Raw genomic sequence first — 20855 nt, forward strand, 5'->3', positions numbered from 1 at the left:
ATCCCCCGCCTGCATCCCGACACGATCGATGAGGTGAAACAGCGAGTAGACATTGTGGATGTCGTCTCGGAGTATGTGGTGCTGCGGAAGCGAGGCAAGGATTTCACCGGGCTATGTCCGTTCCACGACGACAAATCACCCAGCTTTAGCGTCAGTCCGGGTAAACAGTTTTATTACTGCTTTAGTTGTGGCGCAGGCGGGAATGCAATCAAGTTTTTGATGGAGTTGGGGAAGCGATCGTTTGCCGATGTGGTGCTGGATCTGGCGCGTCGGTATCAGGTTTCAATTAAGACGCTCGAACCCGAAGAACGGCAGGAGTTTCAGCGGCAGCTTTCTTTGCGGGAGCAGCTTTATGAGGTGTTGGCTCTGACGGCAAGGTTTTTTGAGCACGCACTGCGACAACCCCAGGGAGAAACAGCGTTAACCTATCTGCTGGAAAAGCGGCAGTTGAGCGAAACTACGATTCAGCAGTTTCAGTTGGGCTATGCTCCGGCAGGGTGGCAGACGCTCTATGGTTATCTAGTAGAGCAAAAGGGGTTTGCCGTTCAGCTCGTGGAGCAGGCAGGGCTGATTGTGCCACGTCAGGAAGGGAAGGGGTATTACGATCGATTCCGCGATCGATTAATGATTCCCATTCATGATCTTCAGGGGCGTGTCATTGGTTTTGGGGGACGATCGCTGGGAGATGAGCAGCCGAAATACCTGAACTCACCAGAGACGGAACTATTTGACAAAGGGAAAACGCTGTTTGCGCTCGATAAAGCGAGAGGCGCTATTGCAAAAAGCGATCGGGCGGTGGTGGTCGAAGGCTATTTTGATGTGATTGCCCTTCATGCTGCCGGGATTACGAATGTCGTTGCCTCTCTTGGAACTGCGCTGAGTCTGCATCAGGTACGCCAGCTCTTGCGCTACACCGAATCAAAGCAGATTGTGTTTAACTTCGATGCCGATGCCGCAGGTGTAAAAGCCGCAGAACGGGCGATCGGGGAAGTGGCAGACCTGGCATATCAGGGAGAAGTGCAGCTTCGCATTCTCAATCTGCCGCAGGGCAAAGACCCGGATGAATTCCTCAAGGCAAACTCCGCTGCGGACTATCAGGATGTACTTAAGAATGCTCCCCTGTGGCTAGACTGGCAGATTCAGCAGATTCTCCAACAGGCAGACCTTCAGAAGGCAGATCAGTTTCAGCAAAGCAATCAGGAAATTGTTAAACTGCTGGGCAACCTGCCCAACGCTAGTCTGAGAACGCACTATATCCATCGCTGTGCGGAACTCCTGAGTCAGGGTAATGCTCGATTTGCCGTCCAGCTTGAAGCCGATTTGCGAACTCAAGTTCGGGGGCAGCGGTGGCATGGTCGATCGCAAAAATGGCAGCGTCCGGGCGATCGAAGCCTTTTAGAAGAATCCGAAGCACAGCTTTTGCGCCTCTATCTCCATGCACCCGAGTATCGATCGATGATCATGGAGGCGCTAGACGAGCGGGATTTAGACTTCAGCCTGTCCCACCATCGCTATTTGTGGCAGCAAATTCTCGATGCTCAGAATCAGGCGATTGCCTCAAACGATCTGCTCAATCTGCTACAGGATAGCTGTCCAGATGATAAGGTCGCGCAACTCTATCCGCTGTTTCAGCTAGACGAGAAATCACACCGAGATATTCTACGCGCCCCTCTGGTCATTCGAGCAGCGGCGGCTTGCCTGGAGCAGGTGATGTGCGAAAAACGCTATCGCCACTTTAATGATCTGTGGAAGCAAACAGACTGTATTCAGTCGTTTGAATTGGCGCAGTATTACCAGCAGCAAATGTACGCCGAGAAGCAGCGTATCCGTGAACTGGAGCAAGAGCAGCGGCGGGTTTCGTTTGTAGATTTGGCAGGAATGCCGTGGGTTGGAGATTTTGATTTGGGTGGGGCGATTACCGCTTCCGAGAACTGCGACGCAACCGATTCTTCTGAAGCGGCTCTGCATCAAACTGAGAGTCTGCCTTAATTTTTTGACACTCTATCTCAAAGCAATTTGAGAGAAGTTTCAGAGGGACTGCATCGCACCTAAATCCTCCCAGGTGGAAGACTTTGAGATGGGAAAATAGCTCTCTTCCCTTATAAATTAGCGAGCTGGAGGTTTGATTTGAACCGAATTTTAGGTTATCAAATATCCTCTAGCAGCCCAACGTCTCGCGGGTTTCGCGTCCTGTGGTTGGGTTTGTACCGCTTGCAGTCTGGCAAAGGATGTCTTGCATATCTTCGCGCAGCAGCACATCGGTAAAATCTGCACCCTCAATCACAGCGTTGTTGAACTTGGTGTTGAAGGCAAACGCCCCTTCTAAAATGGCATTCTTTAGATTAGCTCCCACCATTCGAGCCGAGTCCAGGGTTGCGGTGCTTAAGTTTGCGCTTTCTAGGTTGGCATCCTCCAGATTTGCGCCAAAGAAACTGACGCCCTGTAAATTGGTATTACTCAAATTGCTGCCGCGCATATTAGCTTTCGTGAAGCTAGAGTCGGTCAGATCCTTGCCCGAAAAGTCTCGATTGACCAGGAATTCTCGATTGTAGTCCTCTGCCAGGGCGCTCGACGGCAGCAGACCGCTCAGACAAAGCAGGCTTAAACTCAAAACGACACCACACACAACCGATGCGAAGAAGTTCTCTTTTTGGAGAAATCGCAGCCGACACAACCAAGCGTACATGGGCAGACTAAAAAAACGACGAATCAGTTTTAGATCAGTCCTGCATTACAGAACGTGATTTGATCCTACCTGAATCTGTTAACCGTCTCATCGGCTTGCTTAAAGTCTCTTATTGCCATTTATGAAGTTACCCAGAAAACGATCGTCCGCAAGGGAAACTGCGAAGCCGCCAGCCGATCGGGCTAAACAAGCCGCACTACAAACCGGACATCTGGCAGAATCCTTTGTAGCTCACTGGCTCACCGCTCAAGGCTGGACTGTTTTACACCAGCGATGGCACTGCCTCTACGGGGAACTCGATGTCGTTGCAACCCAGCCTGGCACCTTAGCCTTTGTGGAAGTCAAAGCCCGCAGTAAAGGCAACTGGGACGAAAATGGTCTCCTCTCCATCACCCCCCAAAAACAGGCAAAACTCTGGCAAGCCGCCCAACTCTTCCTCGCCGAACATCCTCACCTAGCCGATCTTCCCTGTCGCTTCGATATCGCTCTGTTATCCTGTAAACCTGTCCGAAGTTCTGTGAAGGGATCGATTACCCCTAACGGGGAAGTGCTTCGCACCGACTCTCAGCTTTCCCTGCCGCTTGCAATCGAATTGGGTCAGCCTGTTGTTTTGGATGGCTATGAGTTAACGCTTCAGCAATATATCGTTAATGCCTTTTCAGAATTCTGAATGCTGCCCGTGATGTTGAGGGAGGTTTTGTGGCTTGTGGCGATTACCCCGAAGGGGGAACCACGAAGCAATCGTATAGATCCTACATTGCCCCCTAAATCCCCCAATTCTGGGGGACTTTGAGAATTGGTTGGATTAGACGCTTTCAAAGATTTTTAGAACTTTTGCTTTATGCCGACTGATGCAAAACCGTTTCCCCTGAAAGGCGATCGCCCTCCTCGCACAATCCTGGTTTGTCAAAACAAAGCCTGCCGTAAATCAGGTTCTAAAGCCGTCCTCACTGCATTTCAAAATCACAAAATCCCAGAAATTCCTGTGATTGGTAGCGGTTGTTTAGGGCACTGTGGCAACGGTCCAATGGTGCTGGTTTTACCGGATGAGATTTGGTATCGGCGCGTTCGTGCTGAAGAGGCGATCGAGATTATGAACCGTTGGGCAATCGACTCATAAAGCCTAAATTCGCTACATAACCCAAAGTCTCTTACTTATAAGGAATTTAGGGGGCTACAAAACCTCAACCGCGCCTCAAACAGCCCCCTTGTCAATTGCTAGAATCACGACCCTTGCCGCAACTCCCTCATAATCTCCTGCGCCAGATTCCTTAATCAGAGAGAATTAAACAAAACTTCTTTATCTTTAGTCAGATTGCTGAAACCATTAAAAAACGAGAATTATTACTTTATTTGCGGTTTCCACAACTTAGAAAGACAAAGATTAAACCTTTCGGGGAAAATAATTTTCCTTGCTAGAACTGTGAACAATGTAAGGTTTGTGTCCATAATTCTAGCTTTGTAGCTGATATGAGTTTTGTTGAAGTTCACTTTGATGGCGATTTTGCTTACAACCACCAAGTTTCACTAAGGAATTTAAGTCGGACCTTGACATGTTTACAATCAGCTATTGACAGGGCACACCTTGATAATGCACATGGCAGGGTTTGGAAACATGCAAGGATGTCTTTTAAAGACTATAAAGTGACCGATTTTTTGGTTCAGCCTCCAGAAGAAGGGGGGTATATACTCAAATTCTTGTCCACTTCTGAAAAGAACGCAAAAGAGATAATTCAACGTATTACAGCAGCTCTTCTACCAGCCTACGAAAAGGCAATGGATGAGGGAGAGATAGAGATCAATAAATACAAAAATAAAGTTGTTGAGCGAAAAGCCCAATTATCTCAAGGAAATCCTACAGTTAAATCCTACGAATCAATAATACAACAACCAGACAGCAAGATGGTTCGTCAGTATGGGGATAGGGCGATAGTAAAAGAAGTAGACAAAATGCTTGTTCCAGTTAGAACAAACAACTCAGAGAACAATATAATTGAGTTGACTTTTAATGCAGAAATCACTACCAAGTTTACCTTTGACAAAACTAATAGCCAAAGGTTTCATTCGATAGTTTCGCAAAAAGATTTGGGAATACCAGTCATCTACAGGGCAAACATAAAGTCCCTTGACAATGATGTGTTAAGAGGTCGTATGTACAATTTAGATAGTCGCAAAGATGCTTATATACACTTTCATAATATAGAGGATCTCTTAAAGCTACATCCTTTTCTTGCTAGGAAAGAAGAAGAAGTTCGATTTATTGGCTCTCCAATAATTGAATATGGAACTTTTGACCCAGATGCTGGTGACATATACTTCCTCGACTTATATTCCTAAAAATGGATGAACTAATTAAGGCTTTAAGAGAAAAGTATATTAAAGATTTAACTTCGTCATTTTCACTATACAAAGTGGCGATTTTTTTACTGTTTCTAATTGCCTTAGTTGTTATTCCTGATAGAGGGCATCAGAGCTTATGGTTTGAAGTAGCGGATGTTCCTCTTACTGCTGTTCTTTCTACATCTAGCTCTTTTGTATCAAAGATATTATTACTACACATATTTCTTGGGGTAGTGCTTACTTACTTTACTGGGCTACTTTATAAAAGAATTCAAATTGCAAGCTTCAATTTTTTCACAACCTTTCGCGACTTCAATCAGTACATAAATAGGTTGCGCGCCAGCATTGAATTAGAAGCTACAGAAAGTCAAGCACTTAATCTTTACATAACAAAGGATTTTAAAGATGAATTAAAGCTTAGGAAAGCCTCTTTATACCAAACACATATCTGGGGAGAAATTGTGCTTGCATGCTCAATAGTATCCCTTATGGGCTGTGTCAAATTTAATATAACTGACCTTCTAATTGGGCTAGCAGGAGTTCTGCTTATTTATGCTATACAACGTAGTGCTTTCACATATTACACCTCAAAAATAGTTCCAACCTTAGTTACAGAAGGGGTTTTTTCAGATAGAAATATTGAATTTAATAGTGCACTAGATATGTAAATTTCACTTTGAGCTAGCTAGGTGAGCTACATTGAGAATTAATCTTTGCTAGTCCTTCTCAAAAAATTAGTGCTGAGTTTGAGAGCGGATGTCGAAAGGATTGCGCGAAGTGATAACTAAACCAATGCCAGCGATTGAAAAAGTTGGAGTTAAACAGGTACATGTGTAGTTCCCATAGATCTATACGCTTCTTCTTACTTCCAGCAAGTCGAGATTCCTAGCCTTAATGCTAGGCTAAATGGCTATCCTATGCCCACTCATAACTTGCAGTAAGCTATGGAATCAAGGAGAAATACTTCCCAAACAAAAATCCCCCACCCGAAGGTGAGGGACTCAATTATCTAACTAAAAGCTCGATCGCCTGATCAGCCGTAACGTGCGGCAGTTGATGCGATGAGGAAGGCAGCATAGGTCAGGATGTAGCCAACCGTGAAGTGAGCTAAACCAACCAGACGACCCTGAACGATCGACAGTGCAACGGGCTTGTCCTTCCAGCGAAGCAGGTTCGCCAGCGGAGTGCGCTCATGCGCCCAAACGATTGTTTCGATCAGCTCTTGCCAGTAGCCTCTCCAGCTAATTAGGAACATAAAGCCCGTAGCCCAAACCAGGTGTCCGAAAAGGAACATCCAGCTCCAAACTGCCAACGAGTTCATGCCGTACGGGTTGTAGCCGTTGATTAGCTGAGCAGAGTTCAGCCACAGGTAGTCACGCAGCCAGCCCATCAGGTAAGTCGAAGACTCGTTGAACTGAGCCACGTTGCCCTGCCATACACCGAGGTGCTTCCAGTGCCAGTAGAACGTCGTCCAGCCGATTGTGTTCAGCATCCAGAACATCGCAAGGTAGAACGCATCCCAAGCAGAGATGTCGCAAGTACCGCCACGACCCGGACCATCACAGGGGAAGCTGTAGCCGAAGTCTTTCTTGTCGGGCATCAGCTTCGAGCCGCGAGCATCCAGCGCACCCTTGACCAGAATCAGAGTGGTGGTGTGCAGACCCAGAGCGATCGCATGGTGAACCAGGAAGTCGCCAGGACCGATTGTCAGGAACAGCGAGTTCGTACCGCTGTTAATAGCATCCAACCAACCGGGCAACCAGGTATTCGCATGGTTGGGCCAAGCGGTGGAAGCAAGGCTATCAGGGTTAGACAGTAGCGTATCGAACCCATAGAGCAGTTTGCCGTGAGCCGCCTGAACGAACTGTGCGAACACAGGCTCGACCAGGATTTGCTTCTCAGGCGTACCGAAAGCCTGCATCACGTCGTTATGAACATACAGACCCAGGGTGTGGAAGCCTAGGAACAGCGACACCCAGCTCAGGTGAGAGATGATTGCTTCTTTGTGGTTTAGAACACGATCGAGCACGTTACCCCGGTTTTGAGCCGGATCGTAATCCCGTACCCAGAAGATTGCACCATGAGCAAACGCACCAACCATCAGGAATCCAGCGATGTACTGGTGATGGGTATAGAGCGCAGCCTGCGTGGTGTAGTCCTTCGCCATGAAAGCGTAGGGCGGCAGGGAATACATGTGCTGAGCGACCAGAGAGGTGATGACACCCAAAGCTGCCAGAGCCAGACCAAGCTGGAAGTGCAGCGAGTTGTTAATGGTGTCATACAAGCCCTGGTGGGGCAGGTTGAACTGACCTTCGCTCTTTCTACTCGTCAGACCTGCTTTGGAATCCAGCATTTCTTTGATGCTATGACCGATACCAAAGTTAGTGCGATACATATGACCTGCCACGATGAACAGGACCGCGATCGCCAGGTGATGGTGAGCCATGTCCGTCAGCCACAAGGACTGAGTTTGCGGATGGAAGCCGCCCAGGAAGGTAAGGATTGCAGTACCCGCGCCTTCAGACGTACCGAAGACATGGTTAGCAGTATCTGCATTCTCGGCATACACACCCCAGTTGCCAGTAAAGAAAGGAACCAAACCAGCAGGGTGGGGAGGGGTCGTCAGGAAGTTGTTCCAGCCAACGTGCTGACCGCGCGACTCAGGAATTGCCACGTGGATTAGGTGGCCTGCCCAAGCCAGAGAGCTAACCCCGAACAAGCCAGCCAAGTGGTGGTTCAGGCGAGATTCAGCATTCTTAAACCAGGACAGCGACGGACGGAACTTGGGCTGAAGGTGGAGCCAGCCTGCGAACAGGAAGATCGCCGATAGCAACATCAGGAACAGAGAACCCGCATAGAGTTCGCCATTGGTCCGCATCCCGATCGTGTACCACCAGTGATAAACACCGGAATAAGCGATGTTGACAGGGTTAGACGCGCCTGCACGAGTGAAGGCGTCCACCGCAGCTTGACCGAAATGGGGGTCCCAAATCGCATGGGCGATCGGGCGCACATTGAGCGGATCTTTGACCCACTGTTCGAAGTTACCTTGCCAGGCGACGTGGAAGAGATTACCAGAAGTCCAGAGGAAGATGATTGCCAAATGACCGAAGTGGGAAGCGAAAATCTTTTGGTAAAGATTTTCTTCCGTCATGCCATCGTGGCTCTCAAAATCGTGGGCAGTGGCAATCCCATACCAGATCCGACGGGTAGTCGGGTCTTGAGCCAATCCCTGGCTAAATTTTGGGAATTTTGTTGCCATAAGTCCGAATTGATTTTCTTAATTAGCGATTAGCTTTTCGCCATCTAGCTTTGGCCCATCTGGACTGTAGACGATGGAGTTTGAACAATACAAGGTTTAGAGCCTTTCAGATTCATTGAAGAATCCTATTAAATTCATAGCCTCGCTTAGAGTTCGCCCCCCATCGTTCGCATCCAGGGGTCTAGAGGAGAGACAGCTTAAGAATCACTAGCTACCACTAACAGCAATGATGCGAGCCAAGAAAAACGCCCAAGTCGTAACGATGCCGCCCAGCAGGTAATGAGCAACACCGACTGCCCGACCCTGAATAATGCTCAGAGCACGAGGCTGGATCGAAGGCGCAACTTTCAGCTTGTTATGTGCCCAAACGATCGACTCAATCAGTTCTTGCCAGTAGCCGCGACCACTGAACAGGAACATCAGGCTGAACGCCCAGACGAAGTGTGCGCCCAGGAACAGCAGACCGTAAGCAGACAGCGCAGAACCGTAAGAACCAATCACTTGAGTTGCATGTGCCCACAGGAAGTCACGCAGCCATCCGTTGATGGTGATTGCACTCTGAGCAAAGTTGCCGCCCGTGATATGGGAAACCGTTCCATCTGGTGCGACCGTACCCCACACATCCGACTGCATCTTCCAGGAGAAGTGGAAAATAGCGATCGAAATAGAGTTGTACATCCAGAACAGACCGAGGAAGACGTGATCCCAACCAGAAACCTGGCAGGTGCCGCCCCGACCGGGACCGTCGCAAGGGAAGCGGAAGCCCAGATTCGCTTTGTCTGGAACCAGACGCGAACTACGAGCAAACAGCACGCCCTTCAAGAGAATCAGCACCGTCACGTGAATCGTGAAGGCATGGATATGGTGAACCATGAAGTCTGCCGTGCCCAGGGCGATCGGCATCATGGCAACCTTGCCGCCCACTGCAGCGATACCGCCGCCGAAGGCATAGCTCACAGGCTCTAGCTGGTTTGGTGCAGTTGCACCAGGAGCTAGCGTGTGGATGTTTTGAATCCACTGAGCAAACACGGGCTGGAGCTGAATCGCCGTATCCGAGAACATATCTTGGGGACGACCCAGAGCACGCATCGTGTCGTTGTGAATGTACAGACCGAAGCTATGGAAGCCCAGGAAAATACAAACCCAGTTGAGGTGAGAAATGATGGCATCCCGGTGACGGATGACGCGATCGAGCAAGTTATTCATGTTTCTTGCCGGATCGTAGTCACGCACCATAAAGATAGCCGCGTGTGCACCCGCACCGACAATGAAGAATGCTCCAATCCACATATGGTGGGTGAAGATCGAGAGCTGTGTCGGGTAATCCGTTGCAAGGTACGGATAGGGCGGCATCGAGTACATGTGCTGCGCCACGATAATCGTGAGCGAACCCAACATTGCCAGGTTAACAGCCAGTTGCGCGTGCCAAGAGGTGGTCAGGTTCTCATAGAGACCCTTGTGACCTTCGCCCGTAAACGGACCTTTGTGGTTCTCCAAGATTTCCCTGATGCTGTGACCAATGCCCCAGTTCGTACGGTACATATGACCCGCAATGATGAACAGGACTGCCAGAGCCAAGTGGTGGTGCGCCGTATCCGACAGCCATAGACCGCCAGTTACAGGGTTCAAGCCACCCTTGAAGGTAAGGAAATCAGCGTACTCACCCCAGTTCAGGGTAAAGAAGGGAGTCAGACCCTTCGAGAAACTGGGATAGAGATCCGACATTAAGCTGGAGTTGAGAATAAACTCATGAGGCAGGGGAATCTGATTCGGAGGAACCCCAGCATCCAGCATTTTGTTAATCGGCAGGGCAACGTGAATCTGGTGACCTGCCCAGGAGAGACAGCCCAGACCCAGCAAACCAGCCAGGTGGTGGTTCAGCATCGACTCCACATTCTGGAACCATTCCAGTTTCGGAGCGCGCTTGTGATAGTGGAACCAGCCTGCAAACAGCATCAGAGCAGCCGCTACCAGACCGCCGATCGCCGTTACATAGAGCTGAAATTCATTTGTAATCCCGGCAGCACGCCAGATTTGGAAAAATCCAGATGTGATTTGAATGCCGTGGAATCCACCGCCCACGTCACCGTTTAAAATCTCTTGACCAAAGATGGGCCAAACCACCTGAGCACTAGGCTTCACGTTCAGGGGGTCAGCCATCCAACCAGAGTAATTAGAGAATTTTGCGCCGTGGAAGAACATTCCACTGAGCCAGACGAACACTACAGCAAGGTGACCGAAGTGTGCGCTGAAGATTTTACGAGAAATATCTTCTAGGTCACTGGTATGGCTATCGAAATCGTGAGCGTCGGCATGAAGGTTCCAAATCCAGGTTGTGGTCTTGGGACCCTTAGCGAGGGTGCGATCGAAATGACCCGGCTGTGCCCACTTCTCGAAGGAAGTTTTCACTGGATCTTTATCGACGACCACTCGCACCTGTTTGGTTGCCTCCCGCTCCCGTGGGGAAGTTGTCATTCGAGACTCTCCTCTCTAGACAAAGGAACGAGTTGAGCGACCAGCCCCCAAGCTGCCAAATGACAGCATCTCTCTTCGTAACATCAGCAGACAGGCACATAACCGACTTGGGTAGGAGCGTCGAAGCCAGAAATGACCCGTGCCTAGAAGAGGTGAACTGCAACCACACATTGAATATCAGTCCAATGAGCGATCCCAGTTCCATGGGGAGGTACTTGCAGCATTATAGAACTGGAATCTCACAGACTTTAAGCGAGGTTAACAATAATTCAAGATGTAGAAGCATTGATTTACCTACGTTCCGAGGGAGACCATCAGCAGATAATATGCGATCCATTGAGGAATCTTTACAAATTGAAATGTTTGATAAAAGTTATACAATCTTGCTGTGATTGTGCTACCCTACATCTTCATCTTGTAGAGGCTGAAATAGATGTTGGAAGCGAGAGAATAATCAGGATATTAAGTTAACCTCTAGGATTTTCTATTAATGCCATTGACGATCGAATTTCTTCGTTTTTCTTAATTGAATTATTAATATTAGAAAAGATTTGAGCAATATCCTACGGTTTGCATTGCTCCCCCTAGGACAGAGAAGCCGAGCTGTCGAAAGAATAGAAATAGGCAGGTTGACAGGTAAGCAAGCGAAAGAACTGCCGCTATTTCGATGAGAGATTGCCTCCACTTCCGAGAATTCTGACTTACCCTGTGAATCACAGTCTTTTCCCGAAGCGGTGATTCTAACGTATCCCATCAAAACCGTTGGGTTTTCAGACTTGCTCACGCTGCTAAGTCGTCACGCGATAATAAAAAGTAAAGCGTGCCTGATTTTAAAAATTGACTGAACTAATCTCTCTTCACGTTGACCACCCGACTGAACCCCGCCTCGATCGCTTCCTATCCGCACAGCTCCGTGACTTATCTCGATCGCGCATCCAGAAATTGATCGAAGACGGACAGGTTCGGATTAATGACAAGGTTTGTACTTCTAAGAAAGTCACTGTGCAGGAGGGCGATCGGATTGAGGTCAGCATTCCTGATGCAGAGCCACTTGACCTGGAGGCCGAGGACATTCCCCTCGACGTCCTTTACGAGGATGAGCATCTGCTGATTTTGAATAAGCCTGTGGATCTGGTGGTTCATCCTGCGCCTGGACACCAAGGTGGAACGCTAGTGAATGCACTCTTAGCTCATTGCGGCAATCAGCTTGCCGGAATTGGGGGGGTGCAGCGTCCGGGAATTGTGCATCGATTAGATAAGGATACGAGCGGAGCAATCGCGATCGCTAAAACTGACCTTGCCCATCAGCAGCTTCAGGAACAGTTCAAAACCAAGACGGCGCGGCGAGAATATCTGGGCGTGGTGTATGGCGCACCGGCAACTGTGAAGGGCACGATCGACGCACCAATTGGCAGGCATCCGATCGATCGCAAAAAGCAGGCAATTGTCCCTGAAGAGAAGGGTGGCAGACGAGCTATGACGCACTGGACGGTCGAGGAGCGGTTGGGCAACTTTACGCTGATGCGGTTTCAGCTTGAGACAGGACGGACGCATCAGATTCGGGTTCATAGCGCAGCCATTGGTCATCCGATCGTGGGCGATCCGCTTTATGGGTCAGGGCGATCAATCGGGGTCAATTTGCCAGGGCAGGCACTTCATGCCTATCGGCTAACGCTTCAGCATCCGGTGACGGGTAAGGCGATCGAGGTGACGGCTCCTGTGCCGCCGCACATAACGAAATTGTTGGACATTTTACGACAACGGGCAGGAACGAGAAGGCAGTGAGAACGGTCGGAGGGTTGCTTTGAGGTGAATGAGAGGACAATCGCAACTGTGTCAAAGTTTTTGCTGGTAACAGATCTCGACAGCACCCTGGTTGGGGACAATGACGCGCTCCAGCGTCTGAACAGTTGGTTCAAACACCATCGCCAAATTTATGGCTCAAAATTGGTTTATGCCACCGGGCGATCGTTGAAGTCTTATGAGCGATTGATTTCTCACACTGCGCTGCCAGAACCCGATGTACTAATTGCTTCTGTCGGGACTGAAATTTATTATCCAGGCAACGAATTGGATGAAAACTGGTCTAGCCTGTCTTCCCAAAATTGGGATCGAGCAAGCATTGCAGTGGTCGTCGAACAGCTTTCCCAACTGGTTGCTCAGCCTGGAAGCGAACAGCGTCCCTTCAAGCTAAGCTTTGTGCTTGATGAAGAAGACGCCTCTGTTTTATCAGAACTGGAAGCTCAACTCATTGCTCAAGGACTGGAGGCTGAACTGATTTACAGTCATGGACATGACCTTGATATCGTGCCGCGTAAAATCAATAAGGGCAGTGCTGTTACCTATATTCGTCAAGCCTTTAGGTTTACAGCAGAACAAACAGTAGTCTGTGGTGATTCTGGCAACCACATTGCCCTATTTGCTGCCAACCAGATTGGCATTATTGTTGGCAATGCGAGAAGGAAATTACTTCAGTGGCATCAGGATAATTTTGAGGGCAATGCGCAGCAGTTCCCCCTTAGCGGTCATTGATACTTAGCCCAAGCCCACTATGCTGCTGGAATTATCGAAGGGCTAAAATACTTTGGAATCATGCCCGCATGAAGGTGTGTTTGAAACGGCACAACCGTGTTTGAAACGGCGGAGTGGAGCCAACAATTCAAAGTCCCCCATTGAAAGTCCCCCACTGGTGGAGGATTTAGGGAGTTGCAAACCCTAGCCGACTTGCCTAAAACATGTGTATTCCTCGATAATAGAACGATCGTATTAGCGGGGTTGGCATGACCGCAGAAAATCCGCTGGGTTCGGTGATACAGGGTTCCTTGAGTCAGGGGCTAGAAGTGCGTTTGCATGCCGATGTCTCCGTTGAGGATATGCGGGTCGGGAAATTCCTGGTCGTGCAAGGGGTACGATCGCGCTTTTTCTGCATGCTGACGGACGTTGCCCTGGGAACTGCGACACAGCGAATCTTGGCGAACCCGCCCGATCCAGCGAATACGTTTTTGCAAGAAGTGCTGGCAGGAACCGGAACCTACGGCACGATCAACCTGTCGCCGATGCTAATGTTTACACCGAAGGCAGAAAGCGAGCCTCGTAGAACGAAGACGCGATCGAAAGCCTCAGACTCCCTTGCTTCCTACGAAGCGAATACGAATGATGTGGAGCTGCTGCCCGTTAAAACCATTCCGGCTCACTTTAGTCAGGTCTACGACGCATCGGAGCGGGACTTTCGGGCGGTGTTCGGCTGGGAGGATGATCCCCATCGGCGGAATTTTGCGATCGGGGAACCGATCGATATGAATGTGCCAATCTGCCTGGATCTCGATCGATTCGTGGAGCGGAGTAACGGGGTGTTTGGTAAGTCGGGGACAGGAAAATCTTTCCTAACGAGACTATTGCTGTCTGGAATTATTCGCAGACGAGCCGCAGTGAATCTCATCTTTGATATGCACTCGGAGTACGGCTGGGAAGCCACGCGAGAAGGCAAGCAGTTCAGCACCGTAAAAGGCTTGCGTCAGCTTTTCCCAAGCCAAGTGCAGATCTATACATTAGATGTAGAGTCCACGCGACGGCGGGGTGTGCGCGATGCCCAAGAGCTTTACATTAGCTATGACCAGATTGATGTCGAAGATCTAATGCTGGTGCGGGGCGAACTAAATCTGTCCGAGGCCAGCCTGGAAAACGCGATTATTCTTCGCAATGAGTTTGGCAAAGCCTGGATCAGCCGTTTGCTGTCGATGAGCAATGAGGAAATTCAAGAATTTTGCGAAGTCAAGATGGGCAGCAAGTCCTCGATCATGGCACTTCAGCGCAAGCTGACCCGTCTGGATGATTTGAAGTATCTGCGGCAAACTTGCCCCAAAAACTATGTCGGTCAAATTCTTGAATCACTCGATGCCGGAAAGCACGTTGTAATTGAGTTCGGCTCTCAGTCCAACCTGCTCTCTTATATGCTGGCAACAAACGTAATCGCCCGCCGGATTCACCATGCCTACGTCCACAAAGCCGAAAAATTCCTGCAAACCAAAAACCCGATCGATCGCCCTCAACCTCTAGTCATTACGATCGAAGAAGCACATCGTTTTTTGGATTCAGCAACCGTCCGTCAGACCATTTTTGGCACGATCGCCCGCGAGATGCGGAAATACTTTGTGACGTTGTTGGTGGTGGATCAGCGGCCATCGGGGATTGATAACGAGGTGATGTCTCAGGTAGGAACGCGGATTACCGCACTATTAAATGATGAGAAAGATATCGAAGCGATTTTCACAGGGGTATCCGGTGGACAGGCGTTGCGATCGGTTCTCGCGAAACTGGACTCGAAGCAGCAAGCACTGATTCTAGGTCATGCTGTACCGATGCCCGTTGTGATTCGGACTCGCCCCTACGACGAAACCTTTTATGCCCAGATTGGCGAAACGCCTTGGGAAGACCTGCCCGAAGCCGAAATTCTCCAAGCCGCAGAAGCCGCAAAAGCCGATCTAGGATTTTAAGAACCAAGCAACTATACTTGAGACTCGATCGCCTCAAAGGGAAACTGCTTCGCATCGCCCTTAAAGCCCTGCCATGCACTCGTATTCCAGAAAAAGGTACGGTTTTCTGCCTCGGTAAGCCGTACCCCTAAGGAAGGAGAGAAGGTGCATTATAAAGATTGAGGGCATTTGTTTATCTATGGTTTATGAGGTTGGCTAAGTTGGGATTTTGAATCGCTCGGAGTGCGCTGTAGGCAAGGCAAATGCTACAATTTTTACCCCTTGTTTATTCCCTCTTCAAGTTCATCCAGTTGGATGAATCCTCCTCCCTTTACCTAGCGTTAAATTTGTATTACTATCTTAATTAGGCAAACTCATAATGACTTCGGGCTAGGACTTGTGAAGTTCTGCCCCGATTGTTACTCCTCCGTTTCTTACTTTCCACTGTACGAGCATTTCTCAGGCTGTGAGCTAGCATTCTAGACTCACGAGGATTAGAGACAATCCTGCTTTGAGGTTTACTTGCTAATTGCCCTTCACCTGCGACAAAGCAACCCTAGCCGTTTTTATTTCGTTTACTCGCACTTCACCGGGCCTGAGGCGATCCCATAGGGACTAGCGAAGCTGCCCATTTCATTCACCTTTCCTTTACTGTTCATTCGCCGTCAGTATTCGGAAACCCTCGGTTTCCCAGAGATCGTATTCCTTTTATTTCGTTTGCAGCACTGTTGTTGGAGTTCAACGATTCATGGCATTTGTAGAAGAGAACGAAGTCAAGTCCCCTAAAGAGAAAGCGGACAAGTCCATGTTTTCGGCAGACATGGTTCGGACCTATCTGCACGAAATTGGGCGAGTACCTCTGCTGACTCACGAGCAAGAGATTGTGTATGGTAAGCAAGTCCAGCAGATGATGAATCTCCTGGAAGCCAAAGAGAAGCAAACCAAGAAGGTGGGACACGAGCCGACCGATGCTGAGTGGGCTGCCTACGCCAAGCTTAGCGAAGACGAGTTGCGGAAGACCCTGCGCCTCGGTCAGCGTGCTAAGCAAAAGATGATCGAAGCCAACCTGCGTCTGGTCGTGGCGATCGCTAAGAAGTATCAGAAGCGCAACCTGGAGTTTCTAGACCTGATCCAGGAAGGCACGCTGGGGTTAGAGCGCGGCGTCGAGAAGTTTGATCCCACTCGCGGCTACAAATTCTCGACCTATGCATACTGGTGGATTCGTCAGGCGATCACTCGCGCCATTGCTCAGCAAGCCCGCACAATTCGTCTGCCGATTCATATTACCGAGAAGCTGAACAAGATCAAGAAAGTTCAGCGTGAGCTGACCCAGTCCCTCGGTCGCAGCCCGAATCCGGCAGAGATCGCCGAAGCCCTGGAGCTGGAGCCTTCTCAAATTCGCGAGTATCTGCTGATGTCGCGTCAGCCTGTTTCCCTTGAATTGCGCGTGGGCGATAACCAAGACACCGAGTTGCAGGACTTGCTCGAAGATGAGAGCGAGAGTGCTTCGCCAGAGAGCTTTGCGACTGCGGAATCCTTGCGGCAAGACCTGGAAGGAATGCTCTCTGAGCTAACCCCTCAGCAGCGCGAGGTTCTGACCTTGCGGTTTGGTTTATCGGACGGCAACGAACTGTCTTTGGCAAAGGTTGGGCAGCGCATGAATATCAGTCGGGAGCGCGTCCGGCAGCTTGAGCGTCAGGCTCTCGATCACCTGCGTCGTCGTAAGGCGAATGTGCGCGGCTATCTTGCCAGTTAAGGTTGACTGTGTTTTCGATCGTCCGGAACATGGAGATCGATCGTTATTATCTGTAGAGTGAGTTGGGGCGGTTCATCCGCCCTTTTTGCTTGGCTATTTTCATCCAGGCAGAGGGCTTAAGTATGGCGGGATAGCGGGATGAAGGCTGCCCATCTAGCCTCTGCATTACCCCACCCCTAGATTCTTCCTAAATCGGGGAACTTTGAATCCGTTGAGCTAAGCGAAATAGCGGGAAACATCCAGCGTTTCAGCACCTGCGTCTCCGATCGCCAGTCGCGTTCCGGTCACATCAATCAGCAAATCCTGCCCCAAATTCAAACTGGGTTTTGCGCTGTTTACGGCAAGATAGGTCTGATTCGACGATCGAAATAAAACAGCTTCCCCCGCTTGAAGCACTTGATTGCCAGACTGCACAATATTTTTGTCTCGAAACGCAGCCCGCATTGCTGCAATCACGCCCTGTTTTGAAGGCAAATTAATGACGCCTGCATTAAATAGCGCAGTGGGTCGCTTGATCGCAAGCTTGTGGTCATCGTCGAGCTGAATTGCCTCGGTTCCTGCCATGAGACGATCGCTCCCCATCCTGCCTGTGAGCCTGTCCTCCAACCCAAGCAAACGATCGCTGCCCGATATATCAAGACTCTGATTGTCCTGAGAGCGATGTCTAGGCTGATAGTTAGCGTGCAGTTCTATTTTGCCTGGCGCTTTTAAGGCTCTCGTTTGAGCGCGACTGAGATCGATCGAATCGTTGGGATCAAAGCGTCCGTTGATTCTTATAAAGTCGCTGTCGCTGAGCACAGGCTTACCGGAAATAACGGCGAATCGTCCACCTATGCCGAATCCGGGTGTTTTGCCGTTGGGGTTATAGAACAGGTTGCCTGTGGCTCGGCTGTAGGTTATTTGAGCATCGCGAGTCGCAGCATTAGCATCGGTAGCGGCGATCGAAAACCGAGTTCCGGCAGCAAAGGTATAGCGGCTAAGTGCGATCTTGTCTCCCGGCTGAAAGTTGAGCGTATCGACGCCAAGATTGGCAGACTCAGAGGGAGTCCAGCTATCAAACACATAGGCATCGCTACCAGCGTCTCCACTCAGCTGGTCATTGCCCGCCCCGCCCGTTAGCAGGTCATTCTCATTACCTCCCTTGATCGAGTCACTACCTGGCCCTCCGGCAAGGCGATCGGCTCCCGCATTACCTTCCATTGCATCATTGCCATCTTCTCCATGCAGACGATCGGCTCCTGCGCCGCCCTTGATCGAGTCATTGCCTGCGCCGCCCAGGAAGATGTCATTGTACTCTGTGCCTACTAGCGAGTTGTCGGCTGCGGTACTACACTCATAAAGTCCAATTCGCGTTGAAGAACCTCCTGTGTTCCACCAGGGCGCGTTGTTTGCCATAAAGGTTTCTAGCGCTTTGTACTTGGGCGAACTGGCTTGATCCAGATTCTCCAGAGCACCCCAGCTTCCCCATCGGTTGGGTGCGCCGATGTCGCTGTACTGGTTAAATTGTGTGCCCCCGGCAGCCCTCCAGCCATTTAAAAGATCTTGATAAATCGCCTGCATCTCTGGATGACGATTCAGCTCAATAAAGAAGTTGGTAAGCTGCGCGTCATTTTGTACCCCATTGATGCCGACAATGTGCTGTCCACCCTCGTAGGCAACAAGCTGTAGCCCGTGTTGCTTTGCCACATCTGCCTGATAGCGAAAGCTGTCGATCGTTTGTTGAATCGAGTCTTTGCTAGGAAGTAAATTACCCTGGCGCAACTGCTGAAAGGCCTTGCTAAATCCACCGTCGGGATCACTAAGCCACGATCGCACCGTACTTGCATGGTCGGGTTGCCCCAGAGAACCACCGAAGTAGCCTGTCACTGCGTAGGCATCAAATGATTGATAAACAGGGTGCTGTCCCTCTGCGATCCAAGCAGGCGGATTGAGAATGGCAGCCTCTAGCCCTTTCCAGCCTGTGTGTGTAGCAATCACCCTGACCAGCCGACTCGGACTTTCGCTGCCATAAACCGACTTCCAGATATCTGCAGTTTGCGCTGCCCGCATTCCGTACCACTGCATCCAGCCGCCCCAGCCTGCTGGACTTTCGCCCCATCGCTGTTTTGCCTGGGCTTCAGCATAGCCCGCCTGAGAAAACTGCCAATTCCAAACTTCGTTGGAGTATTCCACGTATGCCTTGAGCTTTGGATCAAGATGATCGCGCACATAAGCTGCAAAACGGCGAATATAGTCATCTGTTGCGCTGTGGGGCATATTGAACCAGGGATTGGTTCCCGTTTCGTTGGCAAGCTGCACCATTAGCTCGATCGGAACTCCCTTGCGCGACCAAGTTGCATCGCTCATCAGGGGGCGATTTGACCAGTCCTGCTGCCGCGAGTTGTTTGTGGACATCCAATCCATGTAGCGGAGCGTGCCGAAATTCTTGATGCGATCGAGAAATTCAGGATTAAAGCGCATTCCCAGCTCAACCAGCGGCAGATCTTTCTCGCTATAAACACGAATATTGCGAAGATAGTCGCCCGTTTGATTGGGGTCTGTTGCCATAATTTGCAGATGAATGCCGCCTGCCTTGAGGCTATCTGCCTGAATCAGATCCATTCCTGGACTCGAACTTAGCTTGCTGGCATCCAAGCCGTACTGCATCGTTCCAGTACCGTCATACAGCACACGATACTGCCCTGACTCATAAGGCACATCCCAAAGCATCAGGGTACTGACGCGATCGTAAGCTGCCGGAGCATTCGTTGCCGGAACTGATTGCACCCAGCCTTGAGGATCAAGATTTAGCTGAGCCGCTTCTCCGGTGTCCCATTGAGTGGAGCTTTGCGGAATCCAGGCGCGAGCAGATTTAAACGCATCTAGAAAAGGAATCTGCGTTGAAAAATCAGCAATTCCACTTAGCCCAATTCCCAGAGAGCGCGCCTCTGTAATTGATGTAGACATGGTAAAATTCGTTCCAAGTAGTAAGCAAAGATCGACTGAGGTTCGACACGGTAAAACCTGCTGCTACAGGTGTGCCAGCCTCAGTTTTTATTTGGGGTAAAGCCCTCAGGTTAAACTCAGCCTGAATGAGCGATCAAATCGGTAGATTTGAAAAGCCAAGCACATGGCTGATTAGCACCCTGCCCTTGCTAAGTCAAGCAGGAATGCCTTCTGTGCAAACTTCGGCAAATTTAACCAGAAATTTAACCAGACAGATCAGCGCGTAAAGACAAGTCAGCGCGTCAAAAAGTAGCCATTCTTAGAACTACTCTGTTACAGCAAAGGTGCAGAAAAAATTTCAAAACAGCGGTAGTGAGTTGTATTTAGGCAGGCTTTCTCAACAAAACAACGAACCGAGAAATGGTGTTGCCTGGACACGATCAAACTGTTTGAAAAACACTTTGAACTCACCAATTGAATACATGAGACAGACAAGAATCAGCTCTCGGCTCATTGCGAACTGCGGCAATGCAATCAACTGCGAAACATAAGCTTTAGAAAAAGCTGAAATATTCTGATTTTAGGCAGCATCGCTCAGGGTAGATGAACTGAGCAAATTCAACAGATCTGCCACTGTGCTTAATGCACTTACCGACTATGCACTCGCTTACACTCACTCGACACGCACTGATGCACTCATTTCGCTCAACAAAACAACAGGCACTCCTCAAATCCGGAACTGGGCAACTTCCGCGGTTTTGCGTTTAGGTTTTTGTAGTTTACAAAGATGGTCTAACTTTGGTCTTGCGTTAGTTCATCTATGGCTTACCTGGGATTAGGACAGGATTCAACGGAACACACTAACTTTAGGATGAAGTTGCGATGAAGATAATCCGTAAATTCAACCAAATTTGTTGAGCTTGTTCATCGTCCCCTGCA

Annotated in this window: 13 protein-coding genes; 9 read left to right on the forward strand and 4 right to left on the reverse strand. The window is 49.6% G+C overall.

The window, feature by feature from the left end; all coding sequences use genetic code 11:
* Positions 1-1989 (forward strand): DNA primase (gene dnaG / locus H6F80_RS13445; protein WP_199296556.1); only part of this gene is annotated, 1989 nt, incomplete at its 5' end.
* 169 nt (positions 1990-2158) lie between these two features.
* On the opposite strand, the gene H6F80_RS13450 is transcribed toward dnaG, so the two are convergent.
* Positions 2159-2686, reverse strand: a complete 528-nt coding sequence (locus tag H6F80_RS13450; RefSeq protein ID WP_190792050.1) for a pentapeptide repeat-containing protein — start codon at positions 2684-2686, stop codon at positions 2159-2161.
* A gap of 121 nt (positions 2687-2807) precedes the next feature.
* On the opposite strand from H6F80_RS13450, the gene H6F80_RS13455 reads away from it, so the two are divergent.
* From H6F80_RS13455 to H6F80_RS13470, 4 genes are all read left to right on the forward strand, one after another.
* Positions 2808-3356 carry a YraN family protein gene (locus H6F80_RS13455; RefSeq protein ID WP_190792051.1) on the forward strand — a complete coding sequence of 183 codons (549 nt, stop codon included), beginning with the start codon at positions 2808-2810 and terminating at the stop codon, positions 3354-3356.
* A gap of 171 nt (positions 3357-3527) precedes the next feature.
* A complete protein-coding gene (locus H6F80_RS13460) occupies positions 3528-3806 on the forward strand; it encodes a (2Fe-2S) ferredoxin domain-containing protein (RefSeq protein WP_190792052.1) in 279 nt (92 codons plus the stop codon).
* A gap of 350 nt (positions 3807-4156) precedes the next feature.
* Entirely contained in the window at positions 4157-5023 is an 867-nt protein-coding gene (locus tag H6F80_RS13465; protein ID WP_190792053.1) for a hypothetical protein, read from the forward strand.
* 2 nt (positions 5024-5025) lie between these two features.
* Positions 5026-5694, forward strand: a complete 669-nt coding sequence (locus H6F80_RS13470) for a hypothetical protein (protein WP_190792054.1) — start codon at positions 5026-5028, stop codon at positions 5692-5694.
* A gap of 365 nt (positions 5695-6059) precedes the next feature.
* Here H6F80_RS13470 and psaB read toward each other — a convergent pair whose 3' ends face one another.
* Positions 6060-8288, reverse strand: coding sequence for a photosystem I core protein PsaB (gene psaB, locus H6F80_RS13475; protein WP_190792055.1), 2229 nt, complete (start codon positions 8286-8288; stop codon positions 6060-6062).
* Positions 8289-8495: 207 nt separating this feature from the next.
* Entirely contained in the window at positions 8496-10763 is a 2268-nt protein-coding gene (gene psaA, locus H6F80_RS13480) for a photosystem I core protein PsaA (RefSeq protein ID WP_190792056.1), read from the reverse strand.
* Positions 10764-11600: 837 nt separating this feature from the next.
* On the opposite strand from psaA, the gene H6F80_RS13485 reads away from it, so the two are divergent.
* From H6F80_RS13485 to H6F80_RS13500, 4 genes are all read left to right on the forward strand, one after another.
* Positions 11601-12548 carry an RluA family pseudouridine synthase gene (locus tag H6F80_RS13485; RefSeq protein WP_190792057.1) on the forward strand — a complete coding sequence of 316 codons (948 nt, stop codon included), beginning with the start codon at positions 11601-11603 and terminating at the stop codon, positions 12546-12548.
* A gap of 48 nt (positions 12549-12596) precedes the next feature.
* Entirely contained in the window at positions 12597-13295 is a 699-nt protein-coding gene (locus H6F80_RS13490; RefSeq protein ID WP_347277875.1) for a sucrose-phosphate phosphatase, read from the forward strand.
* A gap of 248 nt (positions 13296-13543) precedes the next feature.
* Positions 13544-15256, forward strand: coding sequence for a helicase HerA domain-containing protein (locus tag H6F80_RS13495; RefSeq protein WP_190792058.1), 1713 nt, complete (start codon positions 13544-13546; stop codon positions 15254-15256).
* Between the two features lie 727 nt (positions 15257-15983).
* A complete protein-coding gene (locus H6F80_RS13500) occupies positions 15984-16991 on the forward strand; it encodes an RNA polymerase sigma factor, RpoD/SigA family (protein ID WP_190792059.1) in 1008 nt (335 codons plus the stop codon).
* A 216-nt stretch (positions 16992-17207) separates the two neighbouring features.
* On the opposite strand, the gene H6F80_RS13505 is transcribed toward H6F80_RS13500, so the two are convergent.
* On the reverse strand, positions 17208-19937 hold the full coding sequence (locus tag H6F80_RS13505) for a calcium-binding protein (RefSeq protein WP_190792060.1): 2730 nt from the start codon (positions 19935-19937) through the stop codon (positions 17208-17210).
* Between the last annotated feature and the right edge of the window lie 918 nt (positions 19938-20855).

Origin of the sequence: Leptolyngbya sp. FACHB-711 (genome assembly GCF_014695615.1) — a bacterium.
Lineage (GTDB): Bacteria > Cyanobacteriota > Cyanobacteriia > Elainellales > Elainellaceae > Leptolyngbya_A.

Coding starts and splice junctions, on each gene's coding strand:
- psaB (WP_190792055.1), bottom strand. CDS start 8,288: ATGGCAACAAAATTCCCAAAATTTAGCCAGGGATTGGCTCAAGACCCG.
- H6F80_RS13470 (WP_190792054.1), top strand. CDS start 5,026: ATGGATGAACTAATTAAGGCTTTAAGAGAAAAGTATATTAAAGATTTA.
- H6F80_RS13460 (WP_190792052.1), top strand. CDS start 3,528: ATGCCGACTGATGCAAAACCGTTTCCCCTGAAAGGCGATCGCCCTCCT.
- psaA (WP_190792056.1), bottom strand. CDS start 10,763: ATGACAACTTCCCCACGGGAGCGGGAGGCAACCAAACAGGTGCGAGTG.
- H6F80_RS13505 (WP_190792060.1), bottom strand. CDS start 19,937: ATGTCTACATCAATTACAGAGGCGCGCTCTCTGGGAATTGGGCTAAGT.
- H6F80_RS13495 (WP_190792058.1), top strand. CDS start 13,544: ATGACCGCAGAAAATCCGCTGGGTTCGGTGATACAGGGTTCCTTGAGT.
- H6F80_RS13455 (WP_190792051.1), top strand. CDS start 2,808: ATGAAGTTACCCAGAAAACGATCGTCCGCAAGGGAAACTGCGAAGCCG.
- H6F80_RS13465 (WP_190792053.1), top strand. CDS start 4,157: ATGAGTTTTGTTGAAGTTCACTTTGATGGCGATTTTGCTTACAACCAC.
- H6F80_RS13500 (WP_190792059.1), top strand. CDS start 15,984: ATGGCATTTGTAGAAGAGAACGAAGTCAAGTCCCCTAAAGAGAAAGCG.
- H6F80_RS13450 (WP_190792050.1), bottom strand. CDS start 2,686: ATGTACGCTTGGTTGTGTCGGCTGCGATTTCTCCAAAAAGAGAACTTC.